Origin of the sequence: Arenicella sp. 4NH20-0111 (assembly GCF_040366405.1) — a bacterium.
In the GTDB taxonomy this organism is placed as follows: Bacteria; Pseudomonadota; Gammaproteobacteria; order Arenicellales; family Arenicellaceae; genus Arenicella.
Genome location: NZ_BAABWF010000005.1, coordinates 179,433 through 193,682 on the forward strand (window position 1 = coordinate 179,433; position 14,250 = coordinate 193,682).

General features: G+C 45.6%; 13 protein-coding genes. All 13 read left to right on the top strand.

All coding sequences use genetic code 11. From position 1 onward, the window contains the following. The first annotated feature begins 199 nt into the window (after window positions 1-199). The 13 genes from serC to carA all read left to right on the top strand — a co-directional run bounded on the left by serC (window position 200) and on the right by carA (window position 14,246). On the top strand, window positions 200-1,282 hold the full coding sequence (serC, locus tag ABWW54_RS12300; protein ID WP_353412590.1) for a 3-phosphoserine/phosphohydroxythreonine transaminase: 1,083 nt from the start codon (window positions 200-202) through the stop codon (window positions 1,280-1,282). An 18-nt stretch (window positions 1,283-1,300) separates the two neighbouring features. Continuing rightward, the gene (locus ABWW54_RS12305) at window positions 1,301-2,470 is read left to right on the top strand and encodes a phosphoglycerate dehydrogenase (protein WP_353412592.1); all 1,170 of its coding nucleotides are present in this window, start codon (window positions 1,301-1,303) and stop codon (window positions 2,468-2,470) included. Window positions 2,471-2,496: 26 nt separating this feature from the next. After that, window positions 2,497-3,618, top strand: coding sequence for a prephenate dehydratase (gene pheA / locus ABWW54_RS12310; RefSeq protein ID WP_353412593.1), 1,122 nt, complete (start codon window positions 2,497-2,499; stop codon window positions 3,616-3,618). Between the two features lie 4 nt (window positions 3,619-3,622). Continuing rightward, the gene (locus ABWW54_RS12315) at window positions 3,623-4,504 is read left to right on the top strand and encodes a prephenate dehydrogenase (RefSeq protein ID WP_353412594.1); all 882 of its coding nucleotides are present in this window, start codon (window positions 3,623-3,625) and stop codon (window positions 4,502-4,504) included. A gap of 51 nt (window positions 4,505-4,555) precedes the next feature. Next, window positions 4,556-5,878 (top strand): 3-phosphoshikimate 1-carboxyvinyltransferase, encoded by a 1,323-nt coding sequence (gene aroA / locus ABWW54_RS12320; protein WP_353412595.1) that lies wholly within the window; start codon window positions 4,556-4,558, stop codon window positions 5,876-5,878. Between the two features lie 4 nt (window positions 5,879-5,882). Further along, window positions 5,883-6,545 carry a (d)CMP kinase gene (gene cmk / locus ABWW54_RS12325; protein WP_353412596.1) on the top strand — a complete coding sequence of 221 codons (663 nt, stop codon included), beginning with the start codon at window positions 5,883-5,885 and terminating at the stop codon, window positions 6,543-6,545. Between the two features lie 101 nt (window positions 6,546-6,646). Then, entirely contained in the window at window positions 6,647-8,317 is a 1,671-nt protein-coding gene (rpsA, locus tag ABWW54_RS12330) for a 30S ribosomal protein S1 (RefSeq protein WP_353412597.1), read from the top strand. A 306-nt stretch (window positions 8,318-8,623) separates the two neighbouring features. Continuing rightward, window positions 8,624-8,929, top strand: a complete 306-nt coding sequence (locus ABWW54_RS12335; RefSeq protein ID WP_353412598.1) for an integration host factor subunit beta — start codon at window positions 8,624-8,626, stop codon at window positions 8,927-8,929. A gap of 96 nt (window positions 8,930-9,025) precedes the next feature. After that, entirely contained in the window at window positions 9,026-9,325 is a 300-nt protein-coding gene (locus ABWW54_RS12340) for a LapA family protein (protein ID WP_353412599.1), read from the top strand. Between the two features lie 17 nt (window positions 9,326-9,342). Continuing rightward, window positions 9,343-10,500: a tetratricopeptide repeat protein gene (locus ABWW54_RS12345; RefSeq protein WP_353412600.1), complete on the top strand. Its 1,158-nt coding sequence runs from the start codon at window positions 9,343-9,345 to the stop codon at window positions 10,498-10,500. Between the two features lie 96 nt (window positions 10,501-10,596). Then, window positions 10,597-11,928, top strand: coding sequence for a hypothetical protein (locus ABWW54_RS12350; protein WP_353412601.1), 1,332 nt, complete (start codon window positions 10,597-10,599; stop codon window positions 11,926-11,928). A 48-nt stretch (window positions 11,929-11,976) separates the two neighbouring features. Next, the gene (gene dapB, locus ABWW54_RS12355) at window positions 11,977-12,780 is read left to right on the top strand and encodes a 4-hydroxy-tetrahydrodipicolinate reductase (RefSeq protein ID WP_353412602.1); all 804 of its coding nucleotides are present in this window, start codon (window positions 11,977-11,979) and stop codon (window positions 12,778-12,780) included. A gap of 326 nt (window positions 12,781-13,106) precedes the next feature. Beyond that, window positions 13,107-14,246 (top strand): glutamine-hydrolyzing carbamoyl-phosphate synthase small subunit, encoded by a 1,140-nt coding sequence (gene carA, locus ABWW54_RS12360; protein WP_353412603.1) that lies wholly within the window; start codon window positions 13,107-13,109, stop codon window positions 14,244-14,246. The last annotated feature ends 4 nt before the right edge of the window (window positions 14,247-14,250 follow it).

A 14,250-nucleotide genomic window follows, 5' to 3' on the forward strand; every position in this document is an offset into this window, starting at 1 on the left:
GCTTGTGTAAAATAGCGCACCCAAACAATTCAAACTGGGTGCGTACTAAGTTTTTAGGCACCCCCTCCACATTTCGAATGAAGCCTGAATTAAATGCTTTGCCGTGGCTAGTCAATCTTGTACTTGAGTCACTCTTTTGGCCGTTAAGCGATTCTGAGTCTGATCGAAGAAAAAATTCTAAACTTTTCGAGGACTTATCATGAGTCGTATTTTTAATTTCAGTGCCGGACCCGCGGCACTACCTGAAGCCGTATTAAAAGAAGTGCAAACTGAGATGCTTGAATGGAATGGTGCGGGAGCATCAGTCATGGAAGTATCACATCGTGGAAAACCGTTCATGGCGGCGGCTGCCAAGGCGGAACAAGATCTGCGCGATTTGATGGGCATTCCGGATAACTACAAAGTGCTTTTTCTACAAGGTGGGGCCACATCTCAATTTTCAGCGATCCCTTTAAACTTAAGGTTTTTGGGTGGTAAGGCTGATTATGCCCACACAGGCCACTGGAGTAAAAAAGCAATCGCCGATGCAAAGCGTTTTGTTGAGGTAAATACAGTGTGCGATACCTCAGAGGAGGGCTACAAGCATGTGCCGGATGTTTCTGACTGGACTCTGAGCGATGATGCCGCTTACGTTCATATCACGCCCAATGAAACAATCGCTGGTGTTGAGTTTGATTGGTTGCCAGATACAGAAAAACCCATCTGTGCAGACCTTTCATCCACTATTCTATCTAGGCCTATTGATGTATCTAAATACGGCGTGATCTACGCGGGCGCGCAGAAGAATATTGGCCCGGCTGGAATCACAATTGTGATTGTTCGAGATGATTTGGTGGGTAATTTCCCCGATGATGCGCCGCGCTTGATGGACTATAAGGTAATGGCCGACAGTGACAGTATGAACAATACCCCTCCCACGTTTGCGTGGTATTTAGCGGGTAAGGTTTTTGCTTGGTTGAAAGCAAACGGTGGGGTCGAAGCAATGGCCAGTATTAATCGTGAAAAAGCCGAGAAGCTTTACGGATATATAGATGCGAGTGACGGCTTTTATACTAACCCAGTTGCGGTGGCGAATAGATCTTGGATGAATGTGCCATTTATCTTGGCTGATAGTGGGTTGGATGCAGCCTTTTTAGAGCAGTCTCACGCGGCTGGGTTGCATGCCCTCAAAGGGCATCGATCGGTGGGTGGCATGCGTGCCAGTATTTACAATGCTCTTGGTTTAGACGCTATCGACGCTCTGATCGATTTTATGGATTCTTTTAAATCCGCGAACCAATAACCGTATTCGGTATCTATTATGTACAAAATTCAAACTCTTAATAATATTTCGCCTATTGGTTTGGCTAAATTGCCTGCTGATTCTTATTCCGTCGCGGACGATGTTGATTCACCTGACGCGATTATTTTGCGCTCTTACAAAATGCATGAGATGGAGATTCCCAAGTCCTTAAAGGCTGTGGGTAGAGCCGGAGCGGGTGTCAATAATATTCCTTTGGATAAGATGAGCGATGCTGGAGTGCCGGTATTTAACGCGCCCGGCGCCAACGCGAACGCGGTGAAGGAGCTCGTTATTGCGTCAATCTTTATCGCTGCTAGAAATATCACTGAAGCCGTAAAGTACACTGAAGCTCTGGAAGGAGAAGATGCGGAGCTGTCTAAGCTCGTTGAGGCTGGCAAGAAAAAATACGGGGGCTTTGAAGTACCTGGGCGCACTATCGGCGTAGTTGGTTTAGGGGCAATTGGTCGAATGGTGGCGAATACCTGTATCGACTTAGGCATGCACGTTGTTGGCTTTGATCCCGGTTTAACCGTTGATGGCGCTTGGCAGTTGTCGTCTAAAATTTCTAGAGCAAATAGCGTAGAGGAAATGTTAGCTAAGGTTGACTTCCTCACGGTTCACGTCCCATTAATTGATGCTACAAGAGACTTAATAAACGCGGACAATGTCGGTAAAATGAAATCAACCGCGGTCATAATAAATCTGGCTCGAGGTGGGATTACTAATGATGAGGCGATTTGTGACGCATTGGATGTTGGAAAATTGGGTGCTTATGTTACCGATTTCCCTAATAATCGTACTAAGAAGACTCCAAAAGTAATTGGGTTGCCGCATCTTGGCGCATCCACTGGTGAAGCCGAAGACAACTGTGCCATCATGGTTGCCGAACAGGTTAAAGATTATCTGGAGAATGGCAATATCAAAAATTCGGTGAACTTTCCTAACGTTTCTATGCCTCGCGGAACCGCTCACAGGTTGGTTGTTTGTAACGCCAATGTGCCAAATATGGTTGGTCAAATTTCCACGATTATGGCTGAGGCGGGCTTGAATATACATGACATGATCAATCAATCTAGAGGTGAAATTGCTTACACTATTGTGGACTCGGATACCGAGATCCCTCAACGTGTTGTCAGTACTATTAAGCAGCTGGACGGGGTTATGATAGCCCGCGCCATACAAGATTAGTTGATCTATATCATTGTTGAAATCGAATGAGCGATAAAATCCAAAAAGACTCCGCTGAATTACTGAAGTTGCGTGAACAGATTGATGCTTGTGATCAGGAAATTCAGCGCTTGATTCAAAATCGAGTGTTGGTCGCAGGCGAGATTGCGCGGGCGAAAACAGCGGTTGATGCTGATGCGTCCTTTTATCGCCCTGAACGTGAAGCTCAGGTATTACGGCGCGTACGCGAGCGCAATAGTAAGTTGCGCGAAGAGCTCGATGGTTTGGTTGGCGACGACGATATGGTTCGCTTAATGCGAGAGATTATGTCGATTTCGCTGGCCGCTGAAATGCCTTTAACCGTTGCTTATCTGGGGCCTGAAGGTACTTATACTCAAGCGGCGGTGCTAAAGCATTTTGGTAACGCTGTTCAGTCCGTAGATGTGAAAACCATCAGTGATGTTTTTCGGGTGGTCGAGCAGCGCAAAGCTCAGTTTGGCGTTGTGCCGGTTGAGAATTCCACCGAAGGAGTAATCACTCACACTCTCGATTGCTTTTCCTCTTCTGAGTTAAAGGTGTGTGGTGAAGTTCAGTTGCCAATAAGCCATCAGTTACTGAGTCACGCGGATGGGTTGCCGAGTGTTCAAAAAGTCTACGCTCATCCACAGGCTTTGGCGCAATGCCGTAAATGGCTTGAACGTTATTTACCTGAAGCAGAAATATGTAATGCGAGTAGTAACGCTGAAGCGGCAATTATTGCTTCTAAAGACAACTCAGTGGCCGCGATAGCGAGTGATATGGCGGCTCGACTTTATAACATTCCGATATTGGCCTCTGGCATAGAGGATGAACGTAATAACACGACGCGGTTTCTGATTATTGGTAACGACAGTTACGCAGAAAGTGGGGAAGATAAAACCACCATCATGGTGTCGGCACCAAACAAGGTAGGAAGCCTCTTTGAGTTGTTAAAGCCTCTGTACGACGCGGGTGTCGACATGAGTCGGATAGAATCTCGTCCGTCCAGGCAGACAAATTGGGAATATGTGTTTTTCATTGACTTGATTGGTCATGTAAATGAGTCAAAGGTGAGTCAGGCGCTTGATGAGCTAGAGTCTAAGTCAGCTTATTTTAAATTGATAGGGTCTTACCCGGTTGGCGTGTTGTAGTTGCATGTTTAAAAAAGTAACCATAATCGGCACAGGATTGCTTGGCGGTTCGTTAGCAAAAGACTTAAGGCAAAAACGATTAGCAACGCAGATCGTTGGCGTTTGTAGATCGGAGGCTACAGCTCAAGAAGCAATCGACTCCGGGATTGTTGACGCGGTTCAATCTCTCCGTGAGGGGTGCCTTGATGCTGAATTAATCGTACTGGCGACTCCCATGCAAGCGATGCTGCCGATACTTGAGGAAATAGCCAAAGGTATTGACGAAAATACGATATTGACTGACGTTGGCAGCGTTAAAACCGATCTTTATTCTAGGGTTAAGCAAGAGGTTCCCTCTTTGCTCGATAAGTTCGTCTTCGCGCACCCGATTGCTGGTGGAGAAAATTCGGGGGTTGCTGCATCTAAGCTTGGTTTGTTTAATGATAAGCACGTTATCATCACTGACACTGAAGAAGTTTCCAGTTTGTTGAGCGGGCGTATTGCATTAATGTGGCAGGAGTTAGGCGCACGAGTCTTGCATATGAGTTTGCAAGAGCACGATGCAATTTTTGCTAAAACCAGCCACTTGCCACACGTTATTGCATTTAGTTTAGTTAACTTTTTGAATGAGCAGCAGGACAGAGAGCGGTTGTTCGATATGGCAGCGGCGGGATTTTATGATTTCACTCGTATAGCATCAAGTGATGCTGAGATGTGGCGTGATATATGTATTACCAATCGAGATGAAGTTTTAGAGGCCCTAAAAGGCTTTCGATCGCAGATCGACAAAATCAGTGATGACGTTGCCAATATGGATCAAACTGCTATATTGAATTACTTTGGTAATGCGAAAGCAGCTCGCGATCAAGGTTTATTGAAAAAAGCTGAAGTAATGGCTAAGACCTAACTCCGTTTTAGCCGCGTATAGATAATTATTTAACTAATATTTAAGAGTAGAATGAGTTTAAAACTTAGCACGAATAAAGCTAGCAAGGGACTGCGCGGATCAATCAGAGTTCCGGGCGACAAATCGATGTCGCACAGATCGGTGATGTTTTCTTCTCTTGCGACAGGTACAAGTAATATCACGGGCTTGTTAGAAGGCGAAGACGTGCTAGCCACGTTAGCAGCGTTTCGTGCAATGGGAGTAGAGGCCCAGGGTCCTGATAATGGTAAGTTAACTATAGAAGGAGTGGGCATGCGTGGGCTGAGTGCGCCAGAATCCGACTTGGATATGGGGAATTCTGGCACTGCCATGAGGTTGATGTGCGGCATTCTGGCTGCTCAAAATTTTGCTTCTAAGCTGGTTGGAGATGAGTCTCTCTCCAGTCGGCCTATGCGACGAGTAACGGTGCCTCTGACCTCCATGGGCGCGCGCTGTGCTACTGATGAGGATGGCTGTCCTCCTATACATATACGCGGGGTCGAATCCTTAGAGCCAATAGATTATAAGCTGCCAATGGCAAGTGCGCAGGTCAAATCTGCCGTTCTATTGGCTGGTCTTTACGCAGACGGAGAAACGAGTGTGACTGAGCCCGCGCCAACTCGTGATCACACTGAAAGAATGCTCAAAGCATACGGTTATGAATGCGAGACTGAGAAAAATAATGAAAAGTCCAGCACAATTAGGTTGAGGGGCGGCGGTAGTCTAACCGCTACCGATATAGACATACCGTCTGATATTTCGTCTGCGGCGTTTTTTATGGTGGCGGCTTCAATTGTGCCAGATTCACAAATCACACTAGAGCACGTGTGCATAAACCCAACCAGAACGGGAGTTATCGATATTCTAAAAGCCATGGGGGCTGACATAAAGCTTCTCAATGTCAGGGCTGTTGGAGGAGAGCCTGTCGCCGACATTAAGGTGACGTACGTGGGGCTTAAAGGTTGTGATATAGATCCAAATTTGGTGCCATTAGCGATAGACGAGTTTCCCGTTATTTGTATCGCAGCAGCGTGCGCTGAGGGTGTGACGACTGTTTCTGGTGCTGAAGAGCTCAGGGCGAAGGAATCTGATCGGATAGCTGTGATGGTTGAAGGGCTGAGAAGCGTAGGCGTTGAGGTAGAGGAACGACGCGATGGCATGGTCGTGACTGGTGGTGTTATTGAGGGAGGAGAGGTGCAAAGTCACCACGATCACAGAATCGCGATGTCTTTTGCCATTGCCGGCGGAGTATCCTCTAATAGTGTTGTCATTAATGGTGCTGAAACCGTGGCTACCTCTTTCCCTAATTTTGTCGACCTAGCCTCTGAGGCAGGGTTGTCGATCGAGGCCGTGTGAACTGATGAGCGTGCCAGTTTTAGCTTTGGATGGCCCAAGTGGTTCCGGCAAGGGAACGATAGGTCAGAAAATTGCGGCTACGCTAGAATGGCATTATCTTGATAGTGGCGCGATTTATCGTGGTTTGGCATGGTTGGCTAAATCAGAGGGTGTGCGATCTGATGACATCGTGTCATTAGTTCAGCTTGCGGATTCAATGGAGCTTGTGTGCCACATACAATCGAATGATTCGGCCCAGATAGAAATAAACGGTGAGATTATTACGGATGCGCTCCGAACCGACGAGGCAGGTCAACTGGCGAGTGAAATTGCGCCGATAGTCCAGGTGCGCGCAGCGCTTTTGCAGATGCAGCGTCGCTGTCGTAAATCGCCTGGTTTGGTTGCAGATGGAAGGGATATGGGGACTACCGTCTTCCCTGATGCTGATTTTAAGGTCTATTTGACAGCCAGTGCAGAAATAAGGGCAAAAAGACGTTATGATCAATTGAAATCTAAAGGCTTCGATGTTAATCTCGCGCGCCTGTTAGAGTCGATTCAATCGCGTGACGTCCGAGATTCCAGTCGTGAAGAGTCTCCGCTGAAGCCAGCGGATGGTGCAACGATACTGGATACTTCTGATCTTTCTATTGACGAAGTCGTTACACGAATTATGGATCTTATAGATTAACGCTTTCCCCTGTCGGACCGGGTGCGAGTTTAAATAGTGCGTCTCATTTTCCGTAGTTCATTAGGAACAGCATGATGAGAGACACTTAAAAGGTATAAATTATGAGCGAATCTTTCGCTGAAATGTTTGAAGAGAGCCTAAAAGACACCGTCATGACCGTCGGTGAGGTTATCAAAGCTGAAGTTGTTTCTGTAGACGGTGATTACGTTATGGTTACAGCAGGCCTTAAATCTGAGGCTGAAATCCCACTATCTCAATTTGCAAAAACAGAAGGTGAGTACGACGTTCATATCGGCGACCTCGTTGAAGTCGCAATTGAGAGTGTTGAAGACGGCTATGGCCGCACTAAGCTTTCCCATGATAAAGCGCGACGTGTTCGTGTTTGGGCTGAGCTAGAAAAAGCACATGAAAACGAAGACATTGTGGTTGGTCAGATCACAGGCAAAGTAAAAGGTGGTTTCACCGTTTCATTGCAAAATGTTCGCGCCTTCCTACCAGGTTCATTGGTAGACGTGCGTCCTGTTAAAGATTCTGCTTATCTTGAAAACCGCGACCTTGAGTTGAAAGTTATCAAGATAGACAAAGCTCGCAACAATGTTGTTGTTTCTCGCCGCGCTGTGGTTGAGAACGAACTTGGTGCTGAGCGTGAAGAACTGCTTAAAACCATTGAAGAAGGCCAAATCGTTAAAGGTATCGTTAAGAACCTTACTGATTACGGTGCTTTCATCAACTTGGGTGGTATCGACGGACTTCTACATATCACTGATATGGCTTGGAAGCGCGTTAAGCACCCATCTGAAATCTTGGAAGTTGGTCAAGATATCGAAGCTAAAGTTCTTAAGTTCGACAAAGAAAAAGCCCGTGTTTCTCTAGGTATCAAACAAATGGGTGATGACCCATGGAAAGATCTAGCACGTCGCTTCATGGTTGATACTCGTCACTACGGTAAAGTAACAAACATTACTGACTATGGTGCCTTTGTTGAATTGGAAGACGGTGTTGAAGGTTTAGTTCACGTTTCAGAAATGGATTGGACTAACAAGAACATTCATCCGAGCAAAGTATGTCAAGTAAATGATGAAGTTGAAGTTATTGTTCTTGAAATTGACCCAGAGCGTCGTCGTATATCATTGGGTATGAAACAGTGTCGTGCTAACCCATGGGATAGCTTTGCTGCTACACATAAGAAGGGCGATAAAGTTACTGGTCGAATCAAATCAATCACCGATTTTGGTGTGTTCATCGGTTTGGAAGGTAACATTGATGGTCTTATTCACTTAAGTGATTTGTCTTGGAATGAAGACGGTGAAGAAGTCATTCGTAACTATTCAAAAGGCGATGAATTAGAAGCCGTTGTTTTAGCGGTTGATTCTGATCGTGAGCGAATTTCTCTTGGCGTTAAGCAGGTATCAGGTGATCCATTCTCTGATTTTGTGGCAGCCAACGGTAAAGGCGCTGTTGTGAACGGTAAGGTGACTGAAGCGGATGCTCGAGGGCTGACGATTGAAGTCGCCGCTGGTGTAGAAGGTTATTTGCGTGCTGCGGAGATTTCCCGTGATCACGTTGCTGATGCTTCTGCGCTATACGCAGTTGGTGACACGGTTGAATCTAAAGTAACTGCGATTGATCGTAAGACTCGCCGGATTTCACTGTCAATCAAAGCACTTGAAGCACAACATGAGAGTGAAGCGATTCAAGAATATGCTCGTGGCACTGAGGAATCAGGAAATAGTTTACTTGCTGAGAAGCTCAAAGAGCAGCTAAATAAGTAAGACCATTATTGTCATTTAGGCTTTAATGAGCCGCCGCAGCCATGCTTGGTCGCGGCGGCTTTTTTATTTATTACTGGTCAAATGTGTTGTTAAAGCCATATTACTAGACATTAATGGAATAATATCAGTAACTTAGCTTACTTTTTGCATGTATTGGTGTTGAAGAAAGGCGAAACCGTCTCTATACTAAATTAATGAATTACAACAGGGGTCATTCTGTTGGGTAAGTTGGGCGCGCGAAGGGGTTTTATTGTTAAAGGAGTCGTGCCGCAATCACGTAATAGCATATGAAATATAGGGTTATCTATGAGTAAAACATCTACAATAACGCGCTCTGAGTTGATCGAGGCGTTAGTGGAAAAACAACCGCACCTAGATCGAAGAGACGTTGAACTTGCGGTTAAGACCGTGCTTGACCGAATGGGCGATGCTTTTGAAGAGGGCGAACGAATCGAAATACGCGGCTTCGGGAGCTTTTCCCTTCATTATCGGCCGGCACGCACGGGTCGAAACCCGCGCACGGGTGAGTCTGTTGAAGTGGAAGATAAGTTTTCACCACATTTTAAACCCGGCAAAGAACTTAAAGAGCGAGTCGATTCGATTAACTCGTAGCGCGTTTAAGGGCATCATAGTAAATAATGCTCAACCTAAAAGTCGAAGTATTTTAGAATGCCAACCTAATTGATATTACAAAACCACTAGAAATCCATGAAACTCATTTTCGCCATAGTAATCATTGTTATTTTCACCATTTTTGCCATTTCTGTAAATGTGCAGAATCCTGGCGCGATAGCCGTGAAATACTATTTCGGTATTGAGTGGTCGATGAAATTGGCCACGTTGATTTTGTGTACCTTTGTATCCGGTTTGTTTACAGGAGCGGCTCTGGTGGGTTTTTCTTTGATTGGTCAGAAATTTAAGACTGGGCGTGCGAAAAGAAAGCTCAATAAAGTTGAGAAAGAAGTCGAGGGATTGAGGGCCGCTTCCACGGACTCTGTAGACGCATAGATGCAAAAGGGTTTTAGTTGAACCTACTTGATCAATGGAACTGGACTTGGCCGGCCTTCGCGCTGGCCTTTTGTTTGGGTGCGTTGGGTATGCGTTGGTTGTATCGGCGTTTTGGCTTCACAAAGAAGTCCAAGGTCAATAAGGATTATTTCAAAGGATTAAATTTCCTTCTTAATGAAGAGACAGATAAAGCTATCGAGGCTTTCATTAAGGCACTTGAAGTAGACAGTGAAACCGTAGAATTGCACTTGGCCTTGGGTGGGTTATTTCGTCGAAAAGGTCAGGTAGACCGAGCTACACGGCTACATCAAAATCTAATTGCTAGGCCAAATTTGACGGAGAGGCAGCGCTTCGAGGCAATCTATGAGCTTGCTCAAGATTACTACAAGGCGGGTTGGCTTGATCGCGCAGAAGGTTTGTTCGACGAGCTTAAGTCATCTGAAAATCACCATACGGCTGCAATTAACGGTTTGTGCAATATATATCAGCAGGAACGAGAATGGCAGCAAGCGATCGACATCCTTAAAGAGCATCGCCCCAGCCAGCGTAGCCAGCATTTAAAGCAAATCGCTCATTACTATTGTGAGTTGGCTGACATTGCGATTGAGAACCTAGATTACTCGGTCGCATTGAATATGCTACAGGCTTCAGAGAAGCAAGTTAAAGGGAACGCTAGAACAATTCTACTGCGGGGAGAGTTGGCTTATCAGCAGGGTGATTTCGCTGAAGCGATTAACCGTTGGAGCAAGTTGAGATCCGAGAATGCAACCTCTCTGCAGTTGGTCTCAGGGAAAGTGATTAAATGTTATCAGGAAGAGGGTGACAGAGAGGGATTAGAGCAGCACCTATTGACAATGAAGTCCATACCCAAGCATGGGCAGGATTTTAAGCTATGGTATGAAGCGCTTGTTGATGTGTTTGGTTCCGAGGCCGCTGAGCTCCATATTTTAAGGCGAGTGGAAGGGGAAGGATTGAGTGGGCCGGTGGCAAATCATTTGCATCATGCCGTGGTCTCGCGATTGGTCTCTGATCGAAGTAAGTCTGAGCTATTAAAAGAGCTGTTGAATCGAGCAAAAAGTAAGAAGATTGAGTATACTTGTACCGGGTGCGGGTTTGATACAAAATCTCTATATTGGTATTGCCCAAATTGTGGAGAGTGGGAGAGTTTTCGATGATTAAGGAAATTAGCTTGCTAGAATTGGTAGGGAAAAGTGAGACTGACTCAACATCAGCTTAAGGGTATGCAAATTAACGATTAGAAAGACTATAACGTGACCGCCGAAACTAAAAAAATTATCTTCAAGGGAATTCAGAAGAAAGAACAGATTTTGTTTAAGTCATTTTTGAATTTAGCCAAAAATGATTTGAGCTACGACATTGAGGTAGTACAGGACCCTGATGTTCCCCTAGACGCCGCCGACATCATGATTGTCGATGCTGGCTATGAATTGACTGAAGAAGAGAAAAAGATGCCGGCCATTCCGTCCATAAAGGTCGGTGATGACCCAAACCTCGCCGGCGAGAATTACGTACTGAGGCCTGTTCAGTGGAGTGATTTTAAAGAGGGTTTGTCTCACGTTAGTTTTGATGGAGTAGGGGGTGAGCTCTTAGAAGAACAAAGAGTGCTTCCTACTAAGTTTGCCCTTGAGATTGGTGAGGAGGGTGATGAAGACTCCGAACTGGATGATGATGAGGAGATTTCTCGAAGTTTTAGTGATGCGTCTGATTACAACTTTTCGTTAGATAAGATGAGCATCGATTATCACAGTTTTACAAACAGTGATTATGAAAAAGTAGCGGATGACGTTAAAGGGTTTAACGAACAAGAGTCTGAACTGCCAAAGGCGGTTGTCCTGGTTACGGATGATGAAAGTAATAATAACAACAGTGTTCTGGTAATTGAAACGAATTCACTAGAGCGTTGGGATATGAGTGATTCTGAATTCGAAGAGTTTAGATCGCAGTCGGTTGAAACCCCTTCTCAGCTCGAGATGCCAGAATTGGGCGCGAAAGAGCGAAAAGTTGTTCGAGAAAAAATCGCTAAAGGAGCTGCTATTGAACTGACGGCTGATCTTTGGATGACAGAGCAAGAAGTGATCGCTGGAGCGCAGACTTTATTTTTTATTCGCCCTGGTGAACGTAAAGTCTATTCCACAATGGAGCCTGGAAAGTGGATTAAAATATTGCGTAATTCTGAGCTTACCGGTGTCGACATTGCATCGGATTGGAAGCCTGGTGCTGACTTTAAAGCGTACCCGATCGAACGGTTAATTTGGATCAATACATTGGTTTGTAATAATGAGCGGTTGGATTCTGATGCCACAGATTCGCAAGAATTTATGCTGATGTCTTGGCCTCATTTTGAGCTGCTTGAACTCGACAATTCACTATTGAAATTGACCACAATGTTGTTTGTTGGGCCCGAGACAGCCTACAGCTTAATGCAAAAAACCGGCGAAAGCCGTGCTGTCGTCTATGGAATGATGAATGCCTGTAAGGAGCTGGAGCTTTTGGTTTCCCCTGAAGCGATTGCACAGAAAAAATTTAAGACTCCCTCGCAAGACGAGGGCATGTTCGGGAAGATAAAAGACGTTTTTAGATAAAACCCTCCTTTACTAAGTTCAATTCACTCTTACTTTCAACTTTTATTTATGTCTGCTTTAAATTTAGCCATTACTGGCGTCACCGGCCGGATGGGGCGCACCCTAGTTCAAGCTATTCATGCAACTGAAGACATGATTCTGTCTTGCGCTGTTCAGCGTCCTGGTAGTTCTCTGATTGGCGCTGACGCAGGTGAAGTGGCTGGCATAGGAAGTGTTGGAATTCCGATAGAGGAGTCTTTGAGTGAGTCTGACTTTGATGTCTTGATAGATTTCACGCTCATCGATCCATGTTTGGCGAACCTGGAAATAGCGCGCGAGAAAAAGAAACCCGTCGTGATCGGAACCACTGGGTTTTCCGCTGAGCAAAAGAAGATTATCTCAGATGCTGCGTTGGATATTCCTGTTATCTTGGCGCCTAATACCAGTGTTGGCATTACGCTGTGTCTGCACCTGTTAAAACAAATGGCGCCAATATTGGCTGATGAGTCTGACATAGAAATTATTGAAACACACCATCGCCATAAGGTGGATTCTCCATCCGGAACCGCGGTCCGTCTTGGCGAAGTAATTGCCGATTCTCTAGGGCGAGATCTGGATCAGTGCGCAATATACGGACGGGAAGGGATTGGCGAACCTCGGGATCGAGAAACAATTGGGTTTTCAACCGTTCGAGGTGGTGATGTGGTCGGAGATCACACGGTTTTATTTGCAAGCGAAGGAGAGCGTATAGAGCTTACGCACAAAGCCTCTTCTAGAATGACGTTTGCAAAAGGGGCAGTAAGGGCGGCAAGATGGTTGGCTGAACAGCCTGCTGGTCTATATGATATGCAGGATGTGTTGGGTTTAAACTAGCGTTTAGATTTCTGATGAGTTCTATTGGCTATCAGCCTTAATAGCTTACAGGTTGGTGGTTCGGGAAGATGCGCGAGCGTTTGATGAAGTTGATGTCCTTACATATCGGGCAATATGGAAAAATAAACCAATAAATACCCCCATTCACATTGCATGTTCTAAAGCCTTTCGCTTAGAATACGCCCCGATGAAAAGGCCACCGCAACAGCCAACAAAAAACTTCCAAAAGGGAGAAGCCCATAGTTCGGGCTTCTCCCTTTTTTTAAGTAAAATTTGAGCAAGCAGGTGATTTTGGTCATAAAAACTAAACATCGATGGGCATTTACGTGAAAACTAACGTTAAACATACCGCATTACTCGCATTAGAAGACGGCACTCTTTTCTGGGGACAATCCATAGGGGCTAAAGGCCAATCGGTTGGCGAGGTGGTATTTAATACCTCGATGACAGGGTATCAGGAGATACTAACGGATCCGTCATATTCTCAGCAAATGGTGACATTGACCTATCCTCATATTGGTAACACAGGCACCACCCAAGAAGATGTTGAATCGGCCAAGGTGCATGCCGCCGGGCTTATTATTCGTGACTTGCCCCGATTAGCGAACAGCTGGCGGAATACGCAAAATCTCGATGACTATTTGCTGGAAAACGGAACGGTTGCGATAGCTGATATCGATACCCGAAAGCTCACGCGTATATTACGAGAAAAAGGCGCCCAAGGTGGCTGCTTGGTTGCCGGTGAGGACATTAATGCGGAGCTGGCTGTTGAGGCTGCGCGCAACTTTCCAGGTCTTAAGGGAATGGATCTTGCCAAAGTTGTGACCGCCGAGCAAGCCTATCATTGGCAACAAGCTGAGTGGAATTTAGGATCTGGTTACAGCGACAAACCTAATGGGCAATATAAGGTTGTCGCTTATGATTTTGGTGTTAAACATAACATTTTAAGAATATTGGTTGAGTTAGGTTGTGAAGTGATCGTCGTGCCGGCTGAGACATCGGCGGCCGATGTGTTGGCGCAAGACCCCGATGGTGTATTTCTATCAAATGGGCCTGGCGACCCAGAGCCATGCGATTACGCTATCGAAGCAACTAAAGAGATTATCGCCGCTGGCAAACCTATTTTTGGTATTTGTTTAGGTCATCAGATATTAGCGTTGGCGTCTGGTGCGAAGACTCAAAAAATGAAGTTTGGACATCATGGAGCCAATCACCCAGTTCAGGATTTAGCGAGTAAAAAGGTGATGATTACTAGTCAAAATCACGGTTTCGCGGTTGATGAAGACTCGCTCCCATCAAATTTGACAGTAACGCACCGGTCGCTTTTTGATGGCACTATTCAAGGCATTAAAAGAATCGATGCACCTGCTTTTTCCTTTCAAGGGCATCCTGAAGCCAGCCCTGGACCTAGGGATGTGGCGCCGTTGTTTGAACTGTTTATTGAATCAATGAAATCAGGCCAATAGGTCT

Bases quoted from the DNA above. Each gene is read 5' to 3' on its own strand.
- serC (WP_353412590.1), top strand. From the start codon at position 200: ATGAGTCGTATTTTTAATTTCAGTGCCGGACCCGCGGCACTACCTGAA.
- aroA (WP_353412595.1), top strand. From the start codon at position 4,556: ATGAGTTTAAAACTTAGCACGAATAAAGCTAGCAAGGGACTGCGCGGA.
- pheA (WP_353412593.1), top strand. From the start codon at position 2,497: ATGAGCGATAAAATCCAAAAAGACTCCGCTGAATTACTGAAGTTGCGT.
- ABWW54_RS12305 (WP_353412592.1), top strand. From the start codon at position 1,301: ATGTACAAAATTCAAACTCTTAATAATATTTCGCCTATTGGTTTGGCT.
- ABWW54_RS12340 (WP_353412599.1), top strand. From the start codon at position 9,026: ATGAAACTCATTTTCGCCATAGTAATCATTGTTATTTTCACCATTTTT.
- dapB (WP_353412602.1), top strand. From the start codon at position 11,977: ATGTCTGCTTTAAATTTAGCCATTACTGGCGTCACCGGCCGGATGGGG.
- rpsA (WP_353412597.1), top strand. From the start codon at position 6,647: ATGAGCGAATCTTTCGCTGAAATGTTTGAAGAGAGCCTAAAAGACACC.
- ABWW54_RS12335 (WP_353412598.1), top strand. From the start codon at position 8,624: ATGAGTAAAACATCTACAATAACGCGCTCTGAGTTGATCGAGGCGTTA.
- cmk (WP_353412596.1), top strand. From the start codon at position 5,883: ATGAGCGTGCCAGTTTTAGCTTTGGATGGCCCAAGTGGTTCCGGCAAG.
- ABWW54_RS12315 (WP_353412594.1), top strand. From the start codon at position 3,623: ATGTTTAAAAAAGTAACCATAATCGGCACAGGATTGCTTGGCGGTTCG.